General features: G+C 46.5%; 16 protein-coding genes. 8 read left to right on the forward strand and 8 right to left on the reverse strand.

Annotated features, from left to right (window positions below; all coding sequences use genetic code 11):
• The first annotated feature begins 18 nt into the window (after nt 1-18).
• Nucleotides 19-1,212 (forward strand): amino acid aminotransferase, encoded by a 1,194-nt coding sequence (locus AKG09_RS05185; RefSeq protein ID WP_054618410.1) that lies wholly within the window; start codon nt 19-21, stop codon nt 1,210-1,212.
• 165 nt (nt 1,213-1,377) lie between these two features.
• Here the strand turns inward: AKG09_RS05185 and AKG09_RS05190 are convergent, their stop codons facing one another.
• From AKG09_RS05190 to AKG09_RS11880, 4 genes are all read right to left on the reverse strand, one after another.
• Nucleotides 1,378-1,539, reverse strand: a complete 162-nt coding sequence (locus AKG09_RS05190; RefSeq protein ID WP_156320804.1) for a hypothetical protein — start codon at nt 1,537-1,539, stop codon at nt 1,378-1,380.
• 189 nt (nt 1,540-1,728) lie between these two features.
• Nucleotides 1,729-3,189, reverse strand: a complete 1,461-nt coding sequence (locus AKG09_RS05195) for a phosphatidylserine/phosphatidylglycerophosphate/cardiolipin synthase family protein (RefSeq protein WP_054618412.1) — start codon at nt 3,187-3,189, stop codon at nt 1,729-1,731.
• A gap of 96 nt (nt 3,190-3,285) precedes the next feature.
• Entirely contained in the window at nt 3,286-4,851 is a 1,566-nt protein-coding gene (gene mnmC, locus AKG09_RS05200) for an FAD-dependent 5-carboxymethylaminomethyl-2-thiouridine(34) oxidoreductase MnmC (protein ID WP_054618413.1), read from the reverse strand.
• A 39-nt stretch (nt 4,852-4,890) separates the two neighbouring features.
• Entirely contained in the window at nt 4,891-5,046 is a 156-nt protein-coding gene (locus AKG09_RS11880) for a hypothetical protein (protein WP_156320805.1), read from the reverse strand.
• Nucleotides 5,047-5,112: 66 nt separating this feature from the next.
• Between AKG09_RS11880 and AKG09_RS05205 the strand changes: the two genes are divergently transcribed.
• The gene (locus tag AKG09_RS05205; RefSeq protein ID WP_054618414.1) at nt 5,113-6,636 is read left to right on the forward strand and encodes an acetyl-CoA hydrolase/transferase family protein; all 1,524 of its coding nucleotides are present in this window, start codon (nt 5,113-5,115) and stop codon (nt 6,634-6,636) included.
• Nucleotides 6,637-6,746: 110 nt separating this feature from the next.
• Here AKG09_RS05205 and AKG09_RS05210 read toward each other — a convergent pair whose 3' ends face one another.
• Nucleotides 6,747-7,220 carry a YchJ family protein gene (locus AKG09_RS05210; protein WP_082391814.1) on the reverse strand — a complete coding sequence of 158 codons (474 nt, stop codon included), beginning with the start codon at nt 7,218-7,220 and terminating at the stop codon, nt 6,747-6,749.
• A 207-nt stretch (nt 7,221-7,427) separates the two neighbouring features.
• Here AKG09_RS05210 and rpsT point away from each other — a divergent pair, with 207 nt between their 5' ends.
• The 6 genes from rpsT (at nt 7,428) to AKG09_RS05240 (ending at nt 14,379) form a co-directional block, all read left to right on the forward strand.
• Nucleotides 7,428-7,691, forward strand: coding sequence for a 30S ribosomal protein S20 (gene rpsT / locus AKG09_RS05215; protein ID WP_054618416.1), 264 nt, complete (start codon nt 7,428-7,430; stop codon nt 7,689-7,691).
• Between the two features lie 143 nt (nt 7,692-7,834).
• Entirely contained in the window at nt 7,835-8,968 is a 1,134-nt protein-coding gene (locus AKG09_RS05220; protein ID WP_054618417.1) for a phospholipase A, read from the forward strand.
• Nucleotides 8,969-9,051: 83 nt separating this feature from the next.
• Nucleotides 9,052-9,747, forward strand: a complete 696-nt coding sequence (locus AKG09_RS05225) for a DUF502 domain-containing protein (protein WP_054618418.1) — start codon at nt 9,052-9,054, stop codon at nt 9,745-9,747.
• Nucleotides 9,748-10,282: 535 nt separating this feature from the next.
• A complete protein-coding gene (gene aspS / locus AKG09_RS05230; protein ID WP_054618419.1) occupies nt 10,283-12,082 on the forward strand; it encodes an aspartate--tRNA ligase in 1,800 nt (599 codons plus the stop codon).
• A gap of 26 nt (nt 12,083-12,108) precedes the next feature.
• A complete protein-coding gene (locus AKG09_RS05235; RefSeq protein ID WP_054618420.1) occupies nt 12,109-12,369 on the forward strand; it encodes a hypothetical protein in 261 nt (86 codons plus the stop codon).
• Nucleotides 12,370-12,615: 246 nt separating this feature from the next.
• A complete protein-coding gene (locus AKG09_RS05240; protein WP_054618421.1) occupies nt 12,616-14,379 on the forward strand; it encodes a Na/Pi cotransporter family protein in 1,764 nt (587 codons plus the stop codon).
• Between the two features lie 177 nt (nt 14,380-14,556).
• Here the strand turns inward: AKG09_RS05240 and AKG09_RS05245 are convergent, their stop codons facing one another.
• The 3 genes from AKG09_RS05245 to AKG09_RS05255 all read right to left on the reverse strand — a co-directional run bounded on the left by AKG09_RS05245 (nt 14,557) and on the right by AKG09_RS05255 (nt 17,973).
• A complete protein-coding gene (locus AKG09_RS05245; protein ID WP_054618422.1) occupies nt 14,557-16,476 on the reverse strand; it encodes a prolipoprotein diacylglyceryl transferase family protein in 1,920 nt (639 codons plus the stop codon).
• 57 nt (nt 16,477-16,533) lie between these two features.
• Complete coding sequence (locus AKG09_RS05250) at nt 16,534-17,322, reverse strand: hypothetical protein (protein ID WP_054618423.1); 789 nt, start codon at nt 17,320-17,322, stop codon at nt 16,534-16,536.
• A gap of 129 nt (nt 17,323-17,451) precedes the next feature.
• Nucleotides 17,452-17,973 carry a C40 family peptidase gene (locus tag AKG09_RS05255; protein WP_369814084.1) on the reverse strand — a complete coding sequence of 174 codons (522 nt, stop codon included), beginning with the start codon at nt 17,971-17,973 and terminating at the stop codon, nt 17,452-17,454.
• Between the last annotated feature and the right edge of the window lie 25 nt (nt 17,974-17,998).

Consider the following 17,998-nt stretch of genomic DNA (forward strand, 5'->3'; position numbering starts at 1 on the left):
TGTAAAAAGGTATTTATCATGTTTTTTGACAAAATCGAAGCAGCACCTGCCGACCCCATTTTGGGTTTGGGCGAAGCATTTAAAGCAGAAACCCGCGAGAACAAAGTCAATCTGGGTATTGGCGTTTATAAAGACTCAAAAGGTCAAACACCGATTGTAAAAGCCGTGAAAGAAGCTGAAAAGCGTCTGTTGGAAACTGAAAATACCAAAAATTATTTAACCATCGACGGTGTAGCAGAATACAACGCCCAAACGCAAAAATTACTCTTCGGCGCAGACAGTGAAATCATTGCTTCCAAGCGAGCGAAAACAGCGCAAAGCTTGGGTGGCACGGGCGCGTTGCGTGTGGCGGCTGAATTCATCAAACGTCAAACCAACGCTAAAAACATTTGGATTTCATCACCTACTTGGCCGAATCATAATGCGATTTTTAAAGCTGTGGGCATGAATATCCGCGACTACCGTTATTATGATAAAACCACGCATGGCTTGGATTGGGATGGCCTGATCGAAGATTTGGGTCAAGCCGAAGCGGGAGATGTCGTGCTTTTGCACGGCTGCTGCCATAACCCGACAGGTATTGACCCTACGCCAGAGCAATGGGAAACCTTGGCGAAAATGTCTGCCGAAAAAGGCTGGCTGCCATTGTTTGACTTTGCTTATCAAGGTTTTGCCAATGGGCTGGAAGAAGACGCTTACGGCCTGCGTGCCTTTGCCAAGCTCAATAAAGAATTGTTGGTGGCCAGCTCTTATTCTAAAAACTTTGGTATGTACAACGAGCGCGTGGGTGCGTTTACCGTGGTGGCTGCCGATGAGGAAACAGTCAACCGCGCGTTTAGCCAAGTGAAAACCATTATCCGCACAATATATTCCAATCCGGCTTCGCACGGCGGCGCGACTGTGGCTTTGGTGTTGAAAGACGAAGCTTTAAAAGCGCAATGGATTGCCGAGCTGGATGAAATGCGCGGCCGTATCAAAGAGATGCGCCAGCAATTTGTAGATTTGCTGAAAGAATATGGAGCGGAGCAGGATTTCAGCTTCATCGTGAAACAAAACGGTATGTTCTCATTTTCGGGCTTAACGCCTGAACAGGTTGACCGCTTGAAAGATGAGTTTGCGATTTACGCTGTGCGTTCAGGCCGTATCAATGTGGCGGGTATCACACAAGACAATATCCGCTATTTGTGCGAAAGCATAGTGAAGGTATTGTAAGCACTGAAAGATAAAGCGGCTGAATTTTGAAAGCCGCTTTATTTATTGAATATGGTGGAATTCCGCATAAAGCGCGGACAAATACTGTATAGCAGTTACATGGATTTCATTATAAAAATGCCTGTCTGAATTTTTCAGACAGGCATTGTAATCATTTCGGTGGTTTTAATTTTCAGATTTGTTTTGAGCCTTATCTGTTTTTTCGCTTTGCGAGCTTTGAAACAGCGGCGCTTTGTTATTTTCGTATTCCTTTTGCTTTTCTTTATCCTTGAACTTCACTTCAAAAAGCTCCGCGCGGCTGAAAGTTTTGCTGATTTTTTCTTCCATGCCCGGCGTGTTCTGCACCCAATAAAGTGCAGCAATGGGGAGCCCTACAAGCAGTAAAACCGTTTTGCTGATTCGCATTGTTATACCCTCGTGTTTTATTAATTTGTTTAGTCATTTATATGTTGTTTACGATATTTTAACAATCACGGTTTGATGGAAAACAGGTTTTGGATAAACGCTATCATATTTTTATTCAACGGTTTTATTGTTCTTTTTTCTGAAGCTCATAATCTGCCGGATGGCATTCAAACTGGTGCCTATGCCGCCGACCAGCAGTAATAAGAGCAGGGGCCATAATAGAATTTGCGGTACGAACCATAATAATAATGCGGCGAGCAATAAAACAGTGCCTATCGCCAAATAAGCCCATGCTTCGCTTTGGTCGACAAGGCGGGTTTGCGATATGTTGGTGTCGAACACATGGCTCAATTGCATCACTTGGCGCATCACGCCTTTTACGTGCCCGCGGTGCAGGGCTTTATGGTGTCGGTAGATAGGGCGTCGGTCGGTGCGGGGTTCAACGCGGGCTTTTTGTACCAATACTACTTCTGTGGCGTTTTCCAAGTCTTTCAGAAAAATTCGCTCAAGTTGGTAAACGGTGGCAGGGTCTTCTATGGAAATATCCAATTCGCGGTTGGCATACCAGCTGGAAAGATTCAGATTGGTGCTGCCTACGCGCGCCCACTGGCCGTCGATAATGGCGCTTTTGGCATGAATCATGGTGCCGTCCCATTCAAAAACGCGCACGCCTGATTCAAGCAATTGGCGGTATTGGGTGCGCGATACTGTGCCTATCCATTTGATGTCGGAGGTGCGCGGAACCAGAATGCGCACGTCGACGCCGGCTTTGGCTGCGTTAATCAATGCCTGTACATACATGCGGGTCGGCATGAAATAAGCGTCGGTAATCCAAAGGTTTTGGCGGGCCAGCCCGATAATGTTTAAATCCAGCCGCATGGTGTTGGTGTTGGCCGGCGTGGTGGCTAGAACACGGGCGCAGGATGAGCCGGAAGGATCGGCTTCGCCGCTTTCATAATTGCGCATCTTGGCAGGCATCGTGCCGTTTTGGGAGCGCAAAGTGTCTTCAAAGGCATTTAAGATGTCGTGCACAACCGGGCCGGTTACTTGCAGGCCGGTGTCGCGCCAAACGGAAATTCCTTTTTCCGGCCTGCCTTCCCATGCGGAGGAAATACACAATCCGCTCACAAATGCGATGCGTTCGTCAATAATAATAGACTTCCGGTGGTTGCGCGATAATACACCTAAGCCGCCAAACCAGCCGGGCGGATTGTATGCTTTGACTTCGGCTCCGGCTTGGATTAGAGGCTTGAAAAATCCGCGCAGATGGGCGTTTATCGAGCCCACCCAGTCATATATTAAAGCGACGGCCACGCCCTCGGCCAGTTTTTCCAGCAGAATATCACGTATGGTTTTGCCGAATTTATCTGGTGCAAAAATATACATTTCAATACAGATACTTTCTTTGGCCGAACGCAATGCCGCTTCCCAGGCAGGAAAGTTTTCGGTGCTGTCTAGCAGAATGGTAATGTCGTTGCTGCAAGAGGGGCGGGCACCGGAAGCACGCTGAATCATTTGCTCAATCAGCGTGTTTTGATTTGCGATGTGGACGGTGGGTATCTGCGTATTCATAGCGGTTATTATAGCGTGATTGGTGCGGATAAACTCAATGCCTGTCTGAAAGGTTTTTCAGACAGGCATTGTTTGAATTGGTTTGATGGGTAAGGTTTATGATGAGCTGCCGCTGCGCACGATGGAGCGGATGATAAAGCGGTTGGGGTGCAGTGCTTCGCGGATGCGACGTGAGAACGGGTTGGGCAAACCAAGTATTTCTGCGGCAAGGCTTTCTGCGCAGATGGGTGCGCTGGCTAAACCGCGTGTGCCGTGCGCAGTGTTGACATATACATTGGGCAGATAGGGGCAGGGAGCGGAGAGGCGGTAATTGCGGTCGAGTGCGAGTTTGGCGTACACCTTTTGCATGGCTTCGTAATCGCCTAGCGGGCCGACAAGTGGCAGATGGTCGCTGCTGTCGCAACGCACGGCGGCATGGCCTTGCAATGAATGCCTGTCTGAAAGCAGGCTGCGGGCAAGTTTGGGGTGCAGCTCGCGAAGCATTTCTTGATTGGCTTGCTCTTCTGCTTCTCTCCACTCGCTTGAGCTATCGTGTTGGATAAATGTAGCGCCATAACAATGAATGCCTTGCCAGGCAGGAGCCATATAGCTGGCGCCGGAAAGTGCTATGTGCAGGTTTTCAGACAGGCTTGTGGCAGGTGCCAAAGCGGTTTGACCGCGGATGAACCTTAATGGCAAATGATTCAACGGCGGTATTTGGCCGCTTGAGGCGCCGGTGCAATAAACTATGCAATCAGCTTCTATTGTGGTTTGCGGTGCGGTGAGCTGCCATTGTTTCCCTGTGTGGCGGGCTTTTTGCAGTGGGGCGTGGGTGTGCAATGTGATATTGGGATGGGTAAGTAGAGCGTTGACAAAAGCAGGCGGGTTGAGCCATATGCCTTGCGGCCAGAATAAGCCGCCTTGTGCTAAAGTTACCCCGGCAAGGGACGAGGCTTCTTCTGCGTCAATGCTGCGGTAAAGATGGGTATGATGGGCTTGCTGACCGAGCAAGGCGTTGCGCTGTGTTTCTGCTTTGTTGTGATTCAGATGAAGAACACCGTTGCCGCCCCAGCTGCCTTGTTGGGGCAGCAAATGCTCCAGCAGCCTCCGGGTATGGCCGTAGCCGCAGAGTAGAAGCTCGGTTTGTTCGGTGTTGTGCGGCGAGATTTTGGCATAGAGCAAGCCCTGTCTGTTGCCTGATGCAGCCTGTGCGGGTTGGTTTGCTTCTAAAACGCTCACGTGCACGCCATGCTCCGCCAATGCTCGTGCTGTTGCCGCGCCGGCTATACCGGCACCGACAACAGCCACATGTTTTGGTTTGGATAATGCGGGTGGAATGAACCAAGGTTTTTGCGGCCTTTCCGGCGCTTGTGCTACGGCCTCAGTCTGCCATTGAACGGGTTCGCCGAAATGTTCGTATAAATGGGCAGCGGCAGAGGGAGGCATCAGCCATAAAGAAGTGTTGGGTAAAACCTTGTGCAACACATTCGGCCCGCTGAATTGCAAACAGGACAATTCTTTGTGTAAGAGCAAGGCGAGCTCCTGTTCGGCAGGTTCAGGCTCTTCAGACAGGCATAGTTCGGGCTGCACCAAATCCGGTAAACAAATGACGATATGCCGATATGATTCGGCAGTTTTCAGTAATGTTGCAAGAGCGGGAAAATGGTTGAAGGTTGCAGGCATGGCATTTTCAGACAGGCATGATAAAAAGGCATATTAGCCTTATGCTGCTTTTAAATAAAGGGTAAATACCAGCAATGCCTGTCTGAAAACCCAAATAAAATACATAAAAGCAGTTTCCATTCTGCTGCGTTTATTATATATTTCAAAAAATCGGCTACGGCCGACTACAAACATTATCGCTTGGATAACACTCACACTTCATTCCGGGCTTTTTTGAAATCCAAAAAGGTAAACGCCTTTACCAAAATTAGGAGAATATTTATGACAAACCAGGCAGCGGAACGCATACAACACGAAGGCCTGCGCAGCAAAATCATGTCGGCCGAACAGGCGGCCGAGTTTATCAAAAACGGTATGACGGTCGGCATCAGCGGCTTTACTGGCGCAGGTTATCCGAAAGCCGTACCTACCGCGATTGCAGAGCGTGCAAAAGCCGCACACGCGCGCGGCGAAGAGTTTGCATTCGGCATGATTACAGGTGCTTCTACTGCCCCGGAATGTGACGGCGTATTGGCGGAAGCCAACTGCATCAGCTTCCGCAACCCTTTCCAATCAGACCCAACTTTGCGCAAAAGCATCAATGCCGGCAACACCGCTTACCAAGACATGCATTTGTCGCATGTTGAGCAACAAATCCGTAACGGTTTCTATGGAGAAATGCAGGTTGCCATTATCGAAGCAACCGGCATTACCGCAGACGGAAAAATCATTCCTGCGATGGGTATCGGCCACTGTAACGAAGTGTTGAAAGCAGCCAAGCACGTTATCATCGAAGTGAACACCAAGCAAAACCCGCTGTTGGAAACCATGCACGATGTGTATTTCGATATCGGCACTCCGCCAAACCGCCAGCCGATTCCTTTGGTAAAACCTGATGACCGCATCGGCACGCATTATCTTGAATGCGATTTAAATAAAGTGGTGGCCATCGTATTAACCGATGCTTTCGACCGCAACAGCAAATTTGCCGATCCTGATGAAAACTCAAAACGCATTGCTGCACAAATCATTGACTTCTTCTCTCACGAAGTGAAAGCGGGCCGTTTACCGAAAAACCTGTTACCGCTGCAATCAGGTGTGGGCAATGTGGCTAATGCCGTGTTGGCAGGCTTGTTGGATGCGCCGTTTGACGATTTGACCGGCTTTACCGAAGTATTGCAAGACGGCATGCTCGATTTGATTATCGCCGGTAAAATGAAATCCGCATCAGCAACTGCTTTGTCATTCAGCCCGGATGCTTTGCAACGTTTCAACGATAATATCGAATTTTTGCGCGACAAAATCGTTTTGCGCCCGATGGAAATCACCAACAATCCCGAGCTTATCCGTCGCTTGGGTGTAATTGGTATGAATGCCATGATTGAGGCCGATATTTACGGTAATGTAAACTCGACTCACGTTATGGGCACCAGAATGATGAATGGTATCGGTGGCTCAGGCGACTTTACCCGCAATGCATTCTATTCATTCTTCGTAAGCCCTTCAGTGGCTAAAGACGGTGCAATTTCCTGCATCGTGCCGATGGTTTCACATCACGACCATACCGAACACGACGTAATGTTTATCGTTACTGAGCAAGGTATGGCTGATTTACGCGGCAAATCACCGCGTCAACGTGCCAAACTGATTATTGAGAATTGTGCACACCCTGACTACCGCGATATGCTTCGCGATTATTTCGATCGCGCAGAAAAAGCAGGCGGTCTGCACACTCCGCACCTGTTGAACGAAGCCTTATCATGGCACCAACGTTTTGTTGAAACAGGCGACATGCGTGTGAAGTAAATAGTTATATTGATAAAAAGCCAACCTCCGCTTTATATAGCGGAGGTTTTTTTAGGCCTGTCTGAAAGCAGAGTCTGAGCGGAAGTAAAATGCTTTCAGACAGGCATTGTTTATCCGCGTAGAAACTGCCCGCAACATTGCTTGAATTTTTTTCCCGATCCACAAAAACAGGGTGTTTTCATGCTTGGCAGCGGCACGGTAGGATCGATAAAATACCAAGTTCCATCAATGCTCACAAAAGCTGATAGCTCACGATGAATATGGGTTTCACCTTGCTCGCTGAAGCGTGCTTCAAATTCTACTTGAGCGTGGTGTTTTCCCGCTTTAGGACGGTGTTGTAGAACGGTTAACCCTAGCCATTCAGCGCTCCGGCTCCACGCATTAATGTCTGCACGGTTTAATAATGCTTGTTGCGCAGGCACTGTGGTCGATACAATATAATCGATTTGTTGTAAAACATAAGCTGCATAACGCGAACGCATCAATGTTTCGGCATCAGTTGCAGAATGTTTACCTTGATGCAGAGGGGCGCAACAGTCTGCGTAAAACAAGCCTGATTGGCAGGGACAAAGCGAAACGTTCATTGTCAAAAGCCCTTAATTTGAGGAGTGGCGAAATTTTACTCCATAAAGATTTTTTCAGACAGGCACGGAAATAATCTGTTGCGTTGCGCTAATACCGTTATGAGAGACTCTTTGCAGGTTTATTGTGAAAAAACTTGCTTTTGCCAAGTTAAGTAATTAAAATTACGAGTTTACGAAAATTCAGATTTATTTCAGGAGACATCAAATATGGCAAATAGCGCACAAGCCCGCAAACGTGCTCGCCAAGCTGTTAAAAACCGTGCACACAATGCCAGCCTGCGTACTGCTTTCCGCACTGCGGTTAAAAAAGTATTGAAGGCGGTTGAAGCAGGTGATAAAGCTGCTGCCCAAGCAGTTTTCCAAGAAAGCGTTAAAATTCTTGACCGCATCGCCGATAAGGGCGTGTTCCACAAAAACAAAGCTGCTCGTCATAAAAGCCGTTTGTCTGCCAAAATTAAAGCAATGGCTTAATTTCAGTAGACCTTCAGCTGGTTCGACGCATTAAGCATGCCCCCAGATAGCCCGTCGGTTTATATTTGGGGGCATTGTTATTCTTAGTCCGGTTGTATCTGTTGAGCATAAAACGGGTAGGCTAATATATTGAAGATTGTATTATGAATCGGTTGAAATATAGTGCGCTGATTTGTATCGGTATGTTGCCCTTGTCGGTGCAAGCCTCGGATCCGGCACTGCAATGTACGCTTTTAAAAGACAATGCCTTGCGTTTGGCTTGTTTCGATAAAGTATATGCTGCACAATTTCCGCCACAGAGCTTACCGAAAGCGCCTAAACCGCAACCTAAATCAGTAGATTTGGTTAAGTCAATTGAAAGCAGTATTGATAATCAAGAAACGGTTGTGGTATTCGACGGTGCAGGGAAGGCCGGAGAACCTTTATCAGACCTGATTGAATCAGCAGATGCCTACACCCCGCTCAGCCAGCTATATGATTTGGATGAAAATAACCAAAACGGTATTTTGTCGCTGCGGGAACATAATCCTATGTACATCCTGCCTGTTTGGTATAACAGCGCGCCAAACGCTAAACCACACAGTTCCACGAGGGGTGAGACGGCTGCGGAAAAGTTTTCCGATCAAAAGCGCCTAGAAACCAAACTGCAAATTTCTTTTAAAACTAAAATCATGGAAGATCTGTTTAAAACGCGCGCAGATATGTGGTTTGGTTATACTCAAAAATCAGATTGGCAGGTTTGGAATCAAGGGCGGAAATCTGCACCTTTCCGTAACAGCGATTACATGCCTGAATTGTTGATTACCCAGCCAGTGAAAGCCAATTTGCCATTTGGCGGGAAATTGCGTGTATTGGGAGCCGGTATCGTGCACCAATCAAACGGCCAAAGCCGGCCTGAGTCACGTTCGTGGAATCGTGTTTATGGCATGGCCGGAATGGAGTGGGGTAAACTTACCGTCGTTCCGCGTGTATGGATGCGTGCTTTCGATATGAGCGGCGAAAAAGATGATAATCCGGATATTATGGATTACATGGGTTATGGTGATCTGAAGTTACAATACCGCTTTAATGACCAGCAAACTTTGGGAACCACGCTGCGGTATAACCCGAAAACCGGTAAAGGTGCGATAGAAACAGGTTATGCATTCCCGGTAAAAGGTAAATTGAAGGCCTATGTGAGAGGTTTCCATGGCTACGGTGAAAGTTTGATTGATTACAATCATAAACAAAGCGGTATCGGTATTGGTGTGATGTTTAATGACTGGGATGGTTTTTGATTGTTGAATCCACTCGTTTCTTTGAGCCCGGATGCGTATAATAAGCGTTTGGGCCGTTCTATTTATTATGGAAAAATCAAGTAATGGCAGAGAAAAAACCGGAAAGCGGGAGCATTGGCAAGGCGCTGAAAAAATATCTGATTACCGGTATTTTGGTATGGCTGCCGATAGTGGTTACCGTTTGGGTAATCACTTATATTGTCGGCGCTTCCGATCGTTTGCTTAATCTTTTACCTTCATATTGGCGTCCGGAACAATATATCGGCTTTAAAATTCCCGGGTTGGGTGTCATCGTTGCCATTGTGGTACTTTTTATAACCGGGGTGTTTGGCGCTAACGTATTAGGCAGAAAAATTCTAGAGGCATGGGATAGCCTGCTGGGTCGTATTCCGGTTGTGAAGTCCATTTATTCCAGTGTGAAAAAAGTGTCTGAATCATTATTTTCAGATAATGGACGATCTTTCAAAACGCCGGTATTGGTGCCGTTTCCACAGCCAGATATTTGGACAATCGCTTTTGTATCAGGAAGCATTCCTCCTTCAGTTGAAAGAGGCCTGTCTGAAAACGGTGGGGAATATATTTCTGTGTATGTGCCTACCACACCTAACCCCACCGGCGGTTATTACATCATGGTTAGAAAAAGCGATGTGCGCGAGTTAAACATGAGTGTAGATGAAGCGCTGAAGTATGTGATTTCTTTAGGGATGGTAATGCCTGATGAATCGCCGGTAAAAATTTTACCAGAAGTGAAACAGATAGAAAAACAAGCAGATAAATAAACTGGTAATTGATGAAACAAATTTTATTGTTGGTTTTTGTTTTGTTGGGTATCACTACACTCGCTTATTCGGCATTTGAACATGATGTGGTAAATGCAAAAGATGAGCCGGTTTATCTCTTTAATTGAATGAAATAATTGGAATTTAGACAATGATGGCTGAAACAGGTGTGGCGGGATACGCCAAAAGAGCCGATAAACCGTTGGGTTAAAAAATATGAGTTGGGCCAATGCCGCCTTTACAGGCTGTGGGGATTGGCGGTAAGCAGTATTACCGAACTTGGATGTGTCAGCTTCATAATTGGCCAGACAACAAACTTTATGTATTAAACGAATAAGAAAAAATATTTGCTTATCATGTGGTTTTCCGTGAATTCCAAAATTCTGAAGAATACCAAGCATATATCTACGGCAGACCAAATGCAGAGCAACTGTAATATTTAAAAACAGGATTCGAGTAATTTATGCCTGTCTGAAACATTATTCAGAGGGTGTGAGCGATAAATTTAAATTAAAACAAATAACAAGGTGATTTTATGCGTACCAATTATTGTGGCTTAATCAGCGAGCAATATCTAGATCAGATCGTTACTGTAAAAGGCTGGGTACACCGCCGACGCGACCACGGCGGTGTGATTTTTATCGATTTACGTGACCGCGAAGGCATTGTGCAGGTGGTTATCGACCCTGATACCCCCGAAGCATTCAAAACCGCCGATTCAGCCCGTAACGAATACGTGTTAAGCATTACCGGTAAAGTACGCAACCGCCCCGAAGGTACGGCCAACGATAAAATGATTTCCGGCAAAATTGAAATTTTGGCGAAAGAAATCGAGATTTTAAACACCGCCGCTACGCCTCCGTTCCAAATCGACGACGAAAACATCAGCGAAAACGTGCGCTTGACCAACCGCGTTATCGACCTGCGCCGTCCGCAAATGCAGCGCAATTTGCGCCTGCGCTACCAAGTGGCCATGGGCGTGCGCCGTTATTTGGACAGCCAAGGCTTTATCGACATCGAAACGCCGATGCTGACCCGTTCCACTCCCGAAGGCGCGCGCGACTACCTCGTGCCCAGCCGCGTGCATCAGGGCGAGTTTTTCGCCTTGCCGCAATCTCCACAATTGTTTAAGCAACTGCTGATGGTGGCCGGTTTCGACCGTTATTACCAAATCACCAAATGCTTCCGCGATGAAGACTTGCGTGCCGACCGCCAGCCTGAATTTACCCAAATCGATATTGAAACTTCGTTCTTGAACGAAGATGAAATCATGGACATTACCGAAGGTATGGCCAAACAGGTATTCAAAGAGGCATTGGGTGTAGAGTTGGGCGATTTCCCGCGCATGCCTTTCTCTGAAGCCATGTTCTACTACGGTTCGGACAAACCCGATATGCGTGTGTCGCTCACATTCACCGAGCTGACCGACTTGATGAAAACCGAAGAATTCAAAGTATTTCGCGCTGCAGCCGACATGAAAGGCGGCCGCGTGGTGGCTTTGCGTGTGCCGAACGGTGCGAAACTGAGCCGCAAAGATATCGACGAATACACCAAATTTGTCGGCATCTACGGCGCGAAAGGCTTGGCTTACATCAAAGTCAACGACGTAAACAATATTACCAACGGCGAAGACAGCGGCCTGCAATCTCCGATTGTGAAATTCCTGTCTGAAAACTGCCTGAAAGAAATCATCGCCAAAACCGAAGCGCAAAACGGCGACATCATTTTCTTCGGTGCCGACAAAGCCAAGATTGTGAACGAAGCCATCGGCGCATTGCGTATCAAAATCGGCCACGAACACGGCGCGGAAAACGGCTATTTCGTAGACGAGTGGAAACCGTTGTGGGTAGTGGATTTCCCGATGTTCGAATACGACGAAGAAAACGACCGCTATGCCGCCATGCACCATCCGTTTACTTCACCCAAACAAGGTCATGAAGATTTGATGGAAAGCGATCCCGAAAACTGCTTGGCGCGTGCCTACGATATGGTGCTGAACGGTTGGGAAATAGGCGGCGGCTCTATCCGTATCCACCGTGCCGACATTCAGGAAAAAGTGTTTGCCGCCCTGAAAATCACCCCCGAAGAGCAGCAAAACAAATTCGGCTTCCTGCTCGATAACCTGAAATTCGGTGCGCCTCCGCACGGCGGTTTGGCGTTCGGCTTAGACCGTTTGGTCACTTTGATGACCGGTGCCGAATCCATCCGCGATGTGATTGCTTTCCCGAAAACCCAGCGCGCCCAATGCTTGTTGACCAATGCGCCGAATGCGGTTGATGAGAAACAACTGCGCGAATTGAGCTTGCGTTTGCGTGCTAAATCAACAGAAAACTAAATGTGAGACGTAGGAAAAAGCTTGTTATGGTGAACGTTCTAGGAGTTAAATTTGTAACTAAGGTTCAGTCTCAAAATAAGTGGATTACCATTCCTGCAGATATAAAACGTATTCTTGGTATTTTTGAAGACACAGACTTACATGATTTAGTTATTGAAATAAATTCTGCGAAAGGAACAAAAATTCAAGTCATGAGAACTGCTTCGGGTGGTGAAATCACGAAAAATTTTAATGAGCATATTGAGCTTGATGAATTAGTCACTGTTTGTATAACCAAGGTAGGATAGTTTATTTGATTGGGGCCGTTTGAATTTTCAGATGGCCCTTTATTATTTGAGACTGAAAAGTTGATGGTAAGACTTTTAGTAGAGTTCCTCATTAATTACTATGGTCTTACTTTTTTGTAGTACGATTATTTGTAATTTATGATCTTATATCAATTAATTAGAAATGCGATTATATTTAGTAAAATTTTATTGTTTTTCATGTAAAGCTGGAAGAAATTAGTTTTGGAAAAGAATCCTTTAAAAACAATGACAATTGTAGCAGTAGCCGTGGCTCTGGCTATTAGTTTCTGGTATAGCTCAGCTTGGCTGCAGCTCTGTTATGGGCTGGCTTTATTTTTATTTGGCATGCAGAGCATTGAAGAAGGCTTGCATAATGCGGCGGGAGGCATGCTGGAGCGATTGATGACCAGAAGTACAGCTACTCCGTTAAGAAGTATGCTCTTCGGTATGGGAGCAACATTTGTTTTACAATCAAGCACATTGGTTTCTTTGTTAACCATGGCATTTCTTAGTGCAGGCTTGATTTCTTTAGTAGGGGGTATTGCGGTTATTTTAGGAACCAACTTGGGTGCAACCAGTGGTATTTGGCTGTTGGCTTTGGCAGGACAAAGTATCAGCTTAAGTCCTGCTGCTGTGCCTATGTTGGTGTTTGGTATTTTAGCCGGATTCTTTAAAGGAAAAATGAAAGGATTCGGCAGAGTTTTGGTGGGCATCTCGCTTATATTTCTAGGAATTGATGCCATTAAAGGTGGCTTTCAGAGTGTAGGGAGTGCTTTTGATTTTGCTTCGGTTCAAGTTCAAGGCGCTGCCGAAGTGGCTATTTTCAGCTTTATCGGTTTGTTATTGACCATTGTGTTGCAATCCACCCATGCTACGCTGATTCTTACGCTTGCGGCTTTGGCCGGCGGGCAAATCAGTTTGGCGCAGGCTTTTGCTATCGCGATAGGCTCTAATGTAGGAACCAGTGTTTCTACGGCTTTTGTTGGTATGTTGGGCAGTGACCGTGGAGGGCAACGGCTGGCTATGGCACATTTGCTGTTTAACGTTGTAACTGCGCTTTTGTCTTTGTTGTTGTGGATTCCGATTACATCTGCGGTTCAAGCAGTAGGTGTTTGGTTAGGGATGAGCGATTTGCTTCAGTTGGCATTCTTCCATACGATATTTAATGTGTTGGGTTTGGTTGTATTTTGGAATTTTCAAAACCAATTGGCAGACGAACTATTGCGCCGTTTGCCCGATGCCGTACAAACAGGTTTGCAGGAGCCGAAAAGAGAAAAAAAACGCCATGCCTTATATCTGAATGAAAATATGCTGCGTTCGGGTGATACCGCCTTGCGTGCCGTATGTAAAGAAATCGAACATCTAAATACATTGAGTTTGGAAGTGATCTGTCAGGCACTGTTCATTCCTGAACAAGCGCTTTATGAGGATACGTTATCGTCGGAACTGAGCCTGCCTGAAAAAGTGCAGAAAATTGATGTTCAAACGCTTTACCAAGACCGGATCAAGCCGTTGTATGGGGAGTTGGTGGAATTTACCAGTAAAACCGATATTGACGAGCGTGATGATAAACAGAAATTGTTGATGAATGCGCATATGGCGGCGATGCAAATGGTGGAGATCGTTAAAGGTTGCAAACACCTTCAAAAAAATATGCAGCATTATTTGCAACAGCCACAATCTCCTGTGTACAAAGAATATTTGGATTTGCGTGCGCATTTATTTGATACGCTGAAATATTTTTACCGAACATCTTTATCGGAAGCCGATTCGCCAGAGCGTACCGATAATATTGCAATATTAGCGCAGCATGTTGAAATACTGGATACTGTTTTCCGAACCGGAATATTGGAAAAATTGCGCGCAGGAAAAATTGACAGTTGGCAGACAACCTCTTTAATGAATGACATCAATTACGCCAAGCGCATTGGCTTGGGATTTTTGGATATTCTGAGGGAGGAAAAAGAGCTGATGATGCACCCTACCGAAAAGGAGCAAGAAGCTGCATAGGTTTGGAAACGTAATGCCTGTCTGAAAGTTGCTTTTCAGACAGGCATTCTTATCATAACCGTTTATAGTCAATCAACACATTTTTGACACCAAGCGGCAAGCCGCAGGCAGTGAAGATGGTACGGTGAGGAACAGCAACGCCGTAACAGAAATAAAGTTTATTTGCGATATATATTCTTACGTTAATCTTGAAAACCTGCGATTACTATAGGGAAAATCTACACCATACACAAACCAAATCAATAAGGCATATAAAAAAGCCTGAATCCATAAGCTTGTACTTAAATTTCCTGCCTTCAAAGGAATAGAAGGGATACAAGTCATCACCATTCCAAGCAAAATTGAAGCAATTGCCAGCCATTGGTAAGCGCGCATACCCATAAAGTAGGGGGTTTGCGGTTCGCCGCGAAGTGATTCTTCTACAAACCGGAAAATGCCGCTGAGAATGAAATATATGCCTGTTACGAATGATGCGGGCATTTCCAGTGTATACAATCGCCACAAAAGAAAGAAACTGAGAAAGTTTGCCGCCATTGAATAAAACTGTGTGGGATAAAGGTTTTGTCCGCATAAACCGGCCAATTTGTTGACTCGGGATTTGGGGTGTGTGAACCGTAAACCCTGTACCGTGTCGGTGGGTTTGCCATGGCAGCAGCCTTGAACCAAGCAGCGGCATCTGCCGAAAAACTGGATAGGGCATGCAGCTAGAGCTGCCGCCGCTAATAGTGACCAGATATCTGCTCCGAACAGCCCTGCCGTAAATACTGCAGTCAAAATGCCGATAACGCTGCCATAGTAACCAAAGGGGCGCAATAAGGCGGCGGAACCTTCTACCCATTGCGCCCACAATCCGGCACCGATAAAGCCGGAAAAGCCTATCAGATAAACGGCCCACAGGTTGCCGGGCAATAGATAAGCCATGATTAAAAAACCGAAAAATCCGCCCAAAGCCGCATAAAATCCGTGATTAATCAGGCGCACTTTGCCGAATTGCCATTCACGCCAGGAATTTGCAATCCGTTCGCAGAAATGCAATAAGCCCATATAAACCGACTTCCTATATCTGATCAGGCAATACACCAAAACAGCAGAAGCGGCATCTGCAAGGGTATGGTTGTGGGTGGTCAGGCAGCTTAAGATGACCAGCCATGCTGCTGCTACAAGATAGCGGCGGTATGGTACAGGTGTGCCGGCGAAGTAATGCGCGGCAATGAGTGCCCAAAAAATATGGAAAGACGGAAATGAAGCCATGGGCGAATCGTATTGACGCCCCCATTCAATGATATTGCTGAAAAGCGAATCGGGCAGCGTTTGGTAATCTATTGCTGCCGGAACAACCAGATAGCTATAAAAGATCAGTAACATTCCCCAAAAAGCGTCACTCATCCATGCCCGCAAACGTTGGTTGCTGTCGATAACAAACGGAACGGCTATGGTGAGCGGGTAAGCCAACAGATAAAACAATACGGTAAACGGCAAAATCGGCACATAAGCATCGGCCGCGGTGTTGCTGTAAAACATATCTGAAGGTAAACCTAGCCAAACAAATATTTCGTAGCCCAACAGCCATGGCACAAACACCAGCAAGGCGGCCCGTGTTTTTTCAGACAGGCCTGGTTTGCGCACATTAGGGGGAGGAAGATCCAGCCATGTTTTGTGCAACAAAGGCTTGGCACCGAATTGCCGTTCGATAATTTCACGCTCAAAGCCGTATATGTAAGCCACAATCATCAGTGCAAATAGCGGTGTAACCAGCCACATGCCGGCAGACGAACCGTTCAGCCATGACCAACCCAAACACAGCAAGACCGCGCCTGCGTAAATCGGATGCCGGCAAACGCGGTAAGCGCCTGAAAATACATATTCCTCAGGAGGAAACGCATTCATCGGCAAACCTTTGCCTGTGTGCCATAAACCGATCATCGCCCATAACATCAAAGCTATTCCGGCCGCCGCGATCAATCCGCCCGGCCATTGTGCAACGGGTAAAGGTAGTGTAACCGCATGATCGGCGTATATTGCCCATTGCCACAGTAATGCTGGTAGAAGCAGGCAAAACACGGCAGCATAGAGTATTTTTTGCAAAATTAAAGGCATATATTTTCTTCAATAAAACCGTTATTGCGTTGGTTTTCTCTATTTATTAAAAGGCAATTAAGAGCGCCACAATACTTTTTCATACAGCGCCCAACCTGTTTCAGCCGGTGCACCGGGTATAACGAGTTCGGCGCGGCTTTTCCACTTGGTTTCGCGTGTTTTCAAGAAATCTTTACCGAACACGCGGTTGAGCACCGGAAAACGCCGGGCCAGTGTCAGTAAAGGTTCGTCTTTGATCACAGCAGGTTCGTGAAAGTTTAAATGCAAGCTATGCTCAGGCAGTAACAAACTGTATTGATCCAAGATGAAATTTTGATAGCACTTGCCATCCAGATAAAGCAGTTTCAAAGGATTTGTGCCGCGCCATTCCAGCCATACCAGTGTATGGGAAGGAGAAAGGAAACGCCCCCAATACAATTCGTTTAAAGGCAGACGCCACGGCTCTAAAGTCAGCATTAGTGTTTCTGCGTAGCCAAGGCCTTGAAAATGTTGCCCATTCAGCAAACAGGAAAACCGGGCCTTGGGTGTGTGGCAATGCCAGCGGACATATTTATTTGTATCAGTAAAAGTGGCGGCGTTGAGTAAATCTACATCGTTAAGGGGTGCGTCCAGAGCTTGCCATTTAGCCGATACGGATAAGTTTGATTGCTGAAAAATACGGTGATTTTCACCAAGCTTTGCAGCTTTCAGACAGGCATCTTCATGCAAAACGTTATCCGAACTGTGAAGCATCACTGAAGAATACGGTAGGCGGACGCCCAGGAATGATAGTTCCGCAGCATACGCAATCATGGCATTGCCGTGTTGGTCGATGCCGTCGAAATAATGTTTGCGGAGGGTAAACACGTGATGTTCCTGTGGGGCTGGTAATGGAAGAATACAAATTGAAAACAGATACAGATTGCTTAGTATCAACCGACATAACACTGATGCCTGTCTGAAAACAACGTTCAGACAGGCATCAGTGTTATGTGTTTAATCAAAGAAAGTACCGGCTTTCACCAAGCGTTTGGCGTAATAAGGTTTATCCAGACTTTCTGTACGCACAACGCTACCGGACGAAGGGGCATGGATAAATTGGTTATTACCGATATATAAGCCGACATGGGAAATGCCGCGACCGGAAGTGTTGAAGAACACCAGATCGCCCGATTTCAGTTTTTTGGGGTTAATACTGCGGCTGGCCGCTGCCATTTGGCGGGATGTGCGCGGGATATTAACATCCAATGCGTTTTTATACAGATATTGAATCATGCCGCTGCAATCGAAGCCGGTGTCGGTGGTGCCGCCCCAACGGTAGGGCGTACCGACCAAATCCATACTTTGCAAAATCAGCTCCCGTCCGCCTTCTTGCTGGCTGATGTGCTTGATGCGTACGGGCTTGACGCTGCTTTTAGACGCATGGGTTTTGGTTTTTTTGCTTGATGAAAAAATGCCGCAAGATGAAAGCGTAACAGTCAATATACCCAAACAGGCGGCGCGGTAAAGCGGTTTCAGATTCTTCATGGCGGTTCCTTGAATG

It is taken from the genome of Neisseria sp. 83E34 (assembly GCF_001308015.1).
Classification (GTDB): domain Bacteria; phylum Pseudomonadota; class Gammaproteobacteria; order Burkholderiales; family Neisseriaceae; genus Neisseria.

Coding starts and splice junctions, on each gene's coding strand:
- AKG09_RS05185 (WP_054618410.1), top strand. CDS start 19: ATGTTTTTTGACAAAATCGAAGCAGCACCTGCCGACCCCATTTTGGGT.
- AKG09_RS05190 (WP_156320804.1), bottom strand. CDS start 1,539: ATGGAAGAAAAAATCAGCAAAACTTTCAGCCGCGCGGAGCTTTTTGAA.
- AKG09_RS05195 (WP_054618412.1), bottom strand. CDS start 3,189: ATGAATACGCAGATACCCACCGTCCACATCGCAAATCAAAACACGCTG.
- mnmC (WP_054618413.1), bottom strand. CDS start 4,851: ATGCCTGCAACCTTCAACCATTTTCCCGCTCTTGCAACATTACTGAAA.
- AKG09_RS05205 (WP_054618414.1), top strand. CDS start 5,113: ATGACAAACCAGGCAGCGGAACGCATACAACACGAAGGCCTGCGCAGC.
- AKG09_RS05210 (WP_082391814.1), bottom strand. CDS start 7,220: ATGAACGTTTCGCTTTGTCCCTGCCAATCAGGCTTGTTTTACGCAGAC.
- rpsT (WP_054618416.1), top strand. CDS start 7,428: ATGGCAAATAGCGCACAAGCCCGCAAACGTGCTCGCCAAGCTGTTAAA.
- AKG09_RS05220 (WP_054618417.1), top strand. CDS start 7,835: ATGAATCGGTTGAAATATAGTGCGCTGATTTGTATCGGTATGTTGCCC.
- AKG09_RS05225 (WP_054618418.1), top strand. CDS start 9,052: ATGGCAGAGAAAAAACCGGAAAGCGGGAGCATTGGCAAGGCGCTGAAA.
- aspS (WP_054618419.1), top strand. CDS start 10,283: ATGCGTACCAATTATTGTGGCTTAATCAGCGAGCAATATCTAGATCAG.
- AKG09_RS05235 (WP_054618420.1), top strand. CDS start 12,109: ATGGTGAACGTTCTAGGAGTTAAATTTGTAACTAAGGTTCAGTCTCAA.
- AKG09_RS05240 (WP_054618421.1), top strand. CDS start 12,616: ATGACAATTGTAGCAGTAGCCGTGGCTCTGGCTATTAGTTTCTGGTAT.
- AKG09_RS05245 (WP_054618422.1), bottom strand. CDS start 16,476: ATGCCTTTAATTTTGCAAAAAATACTCTATGCTGCCGTGTTTTGCCTG.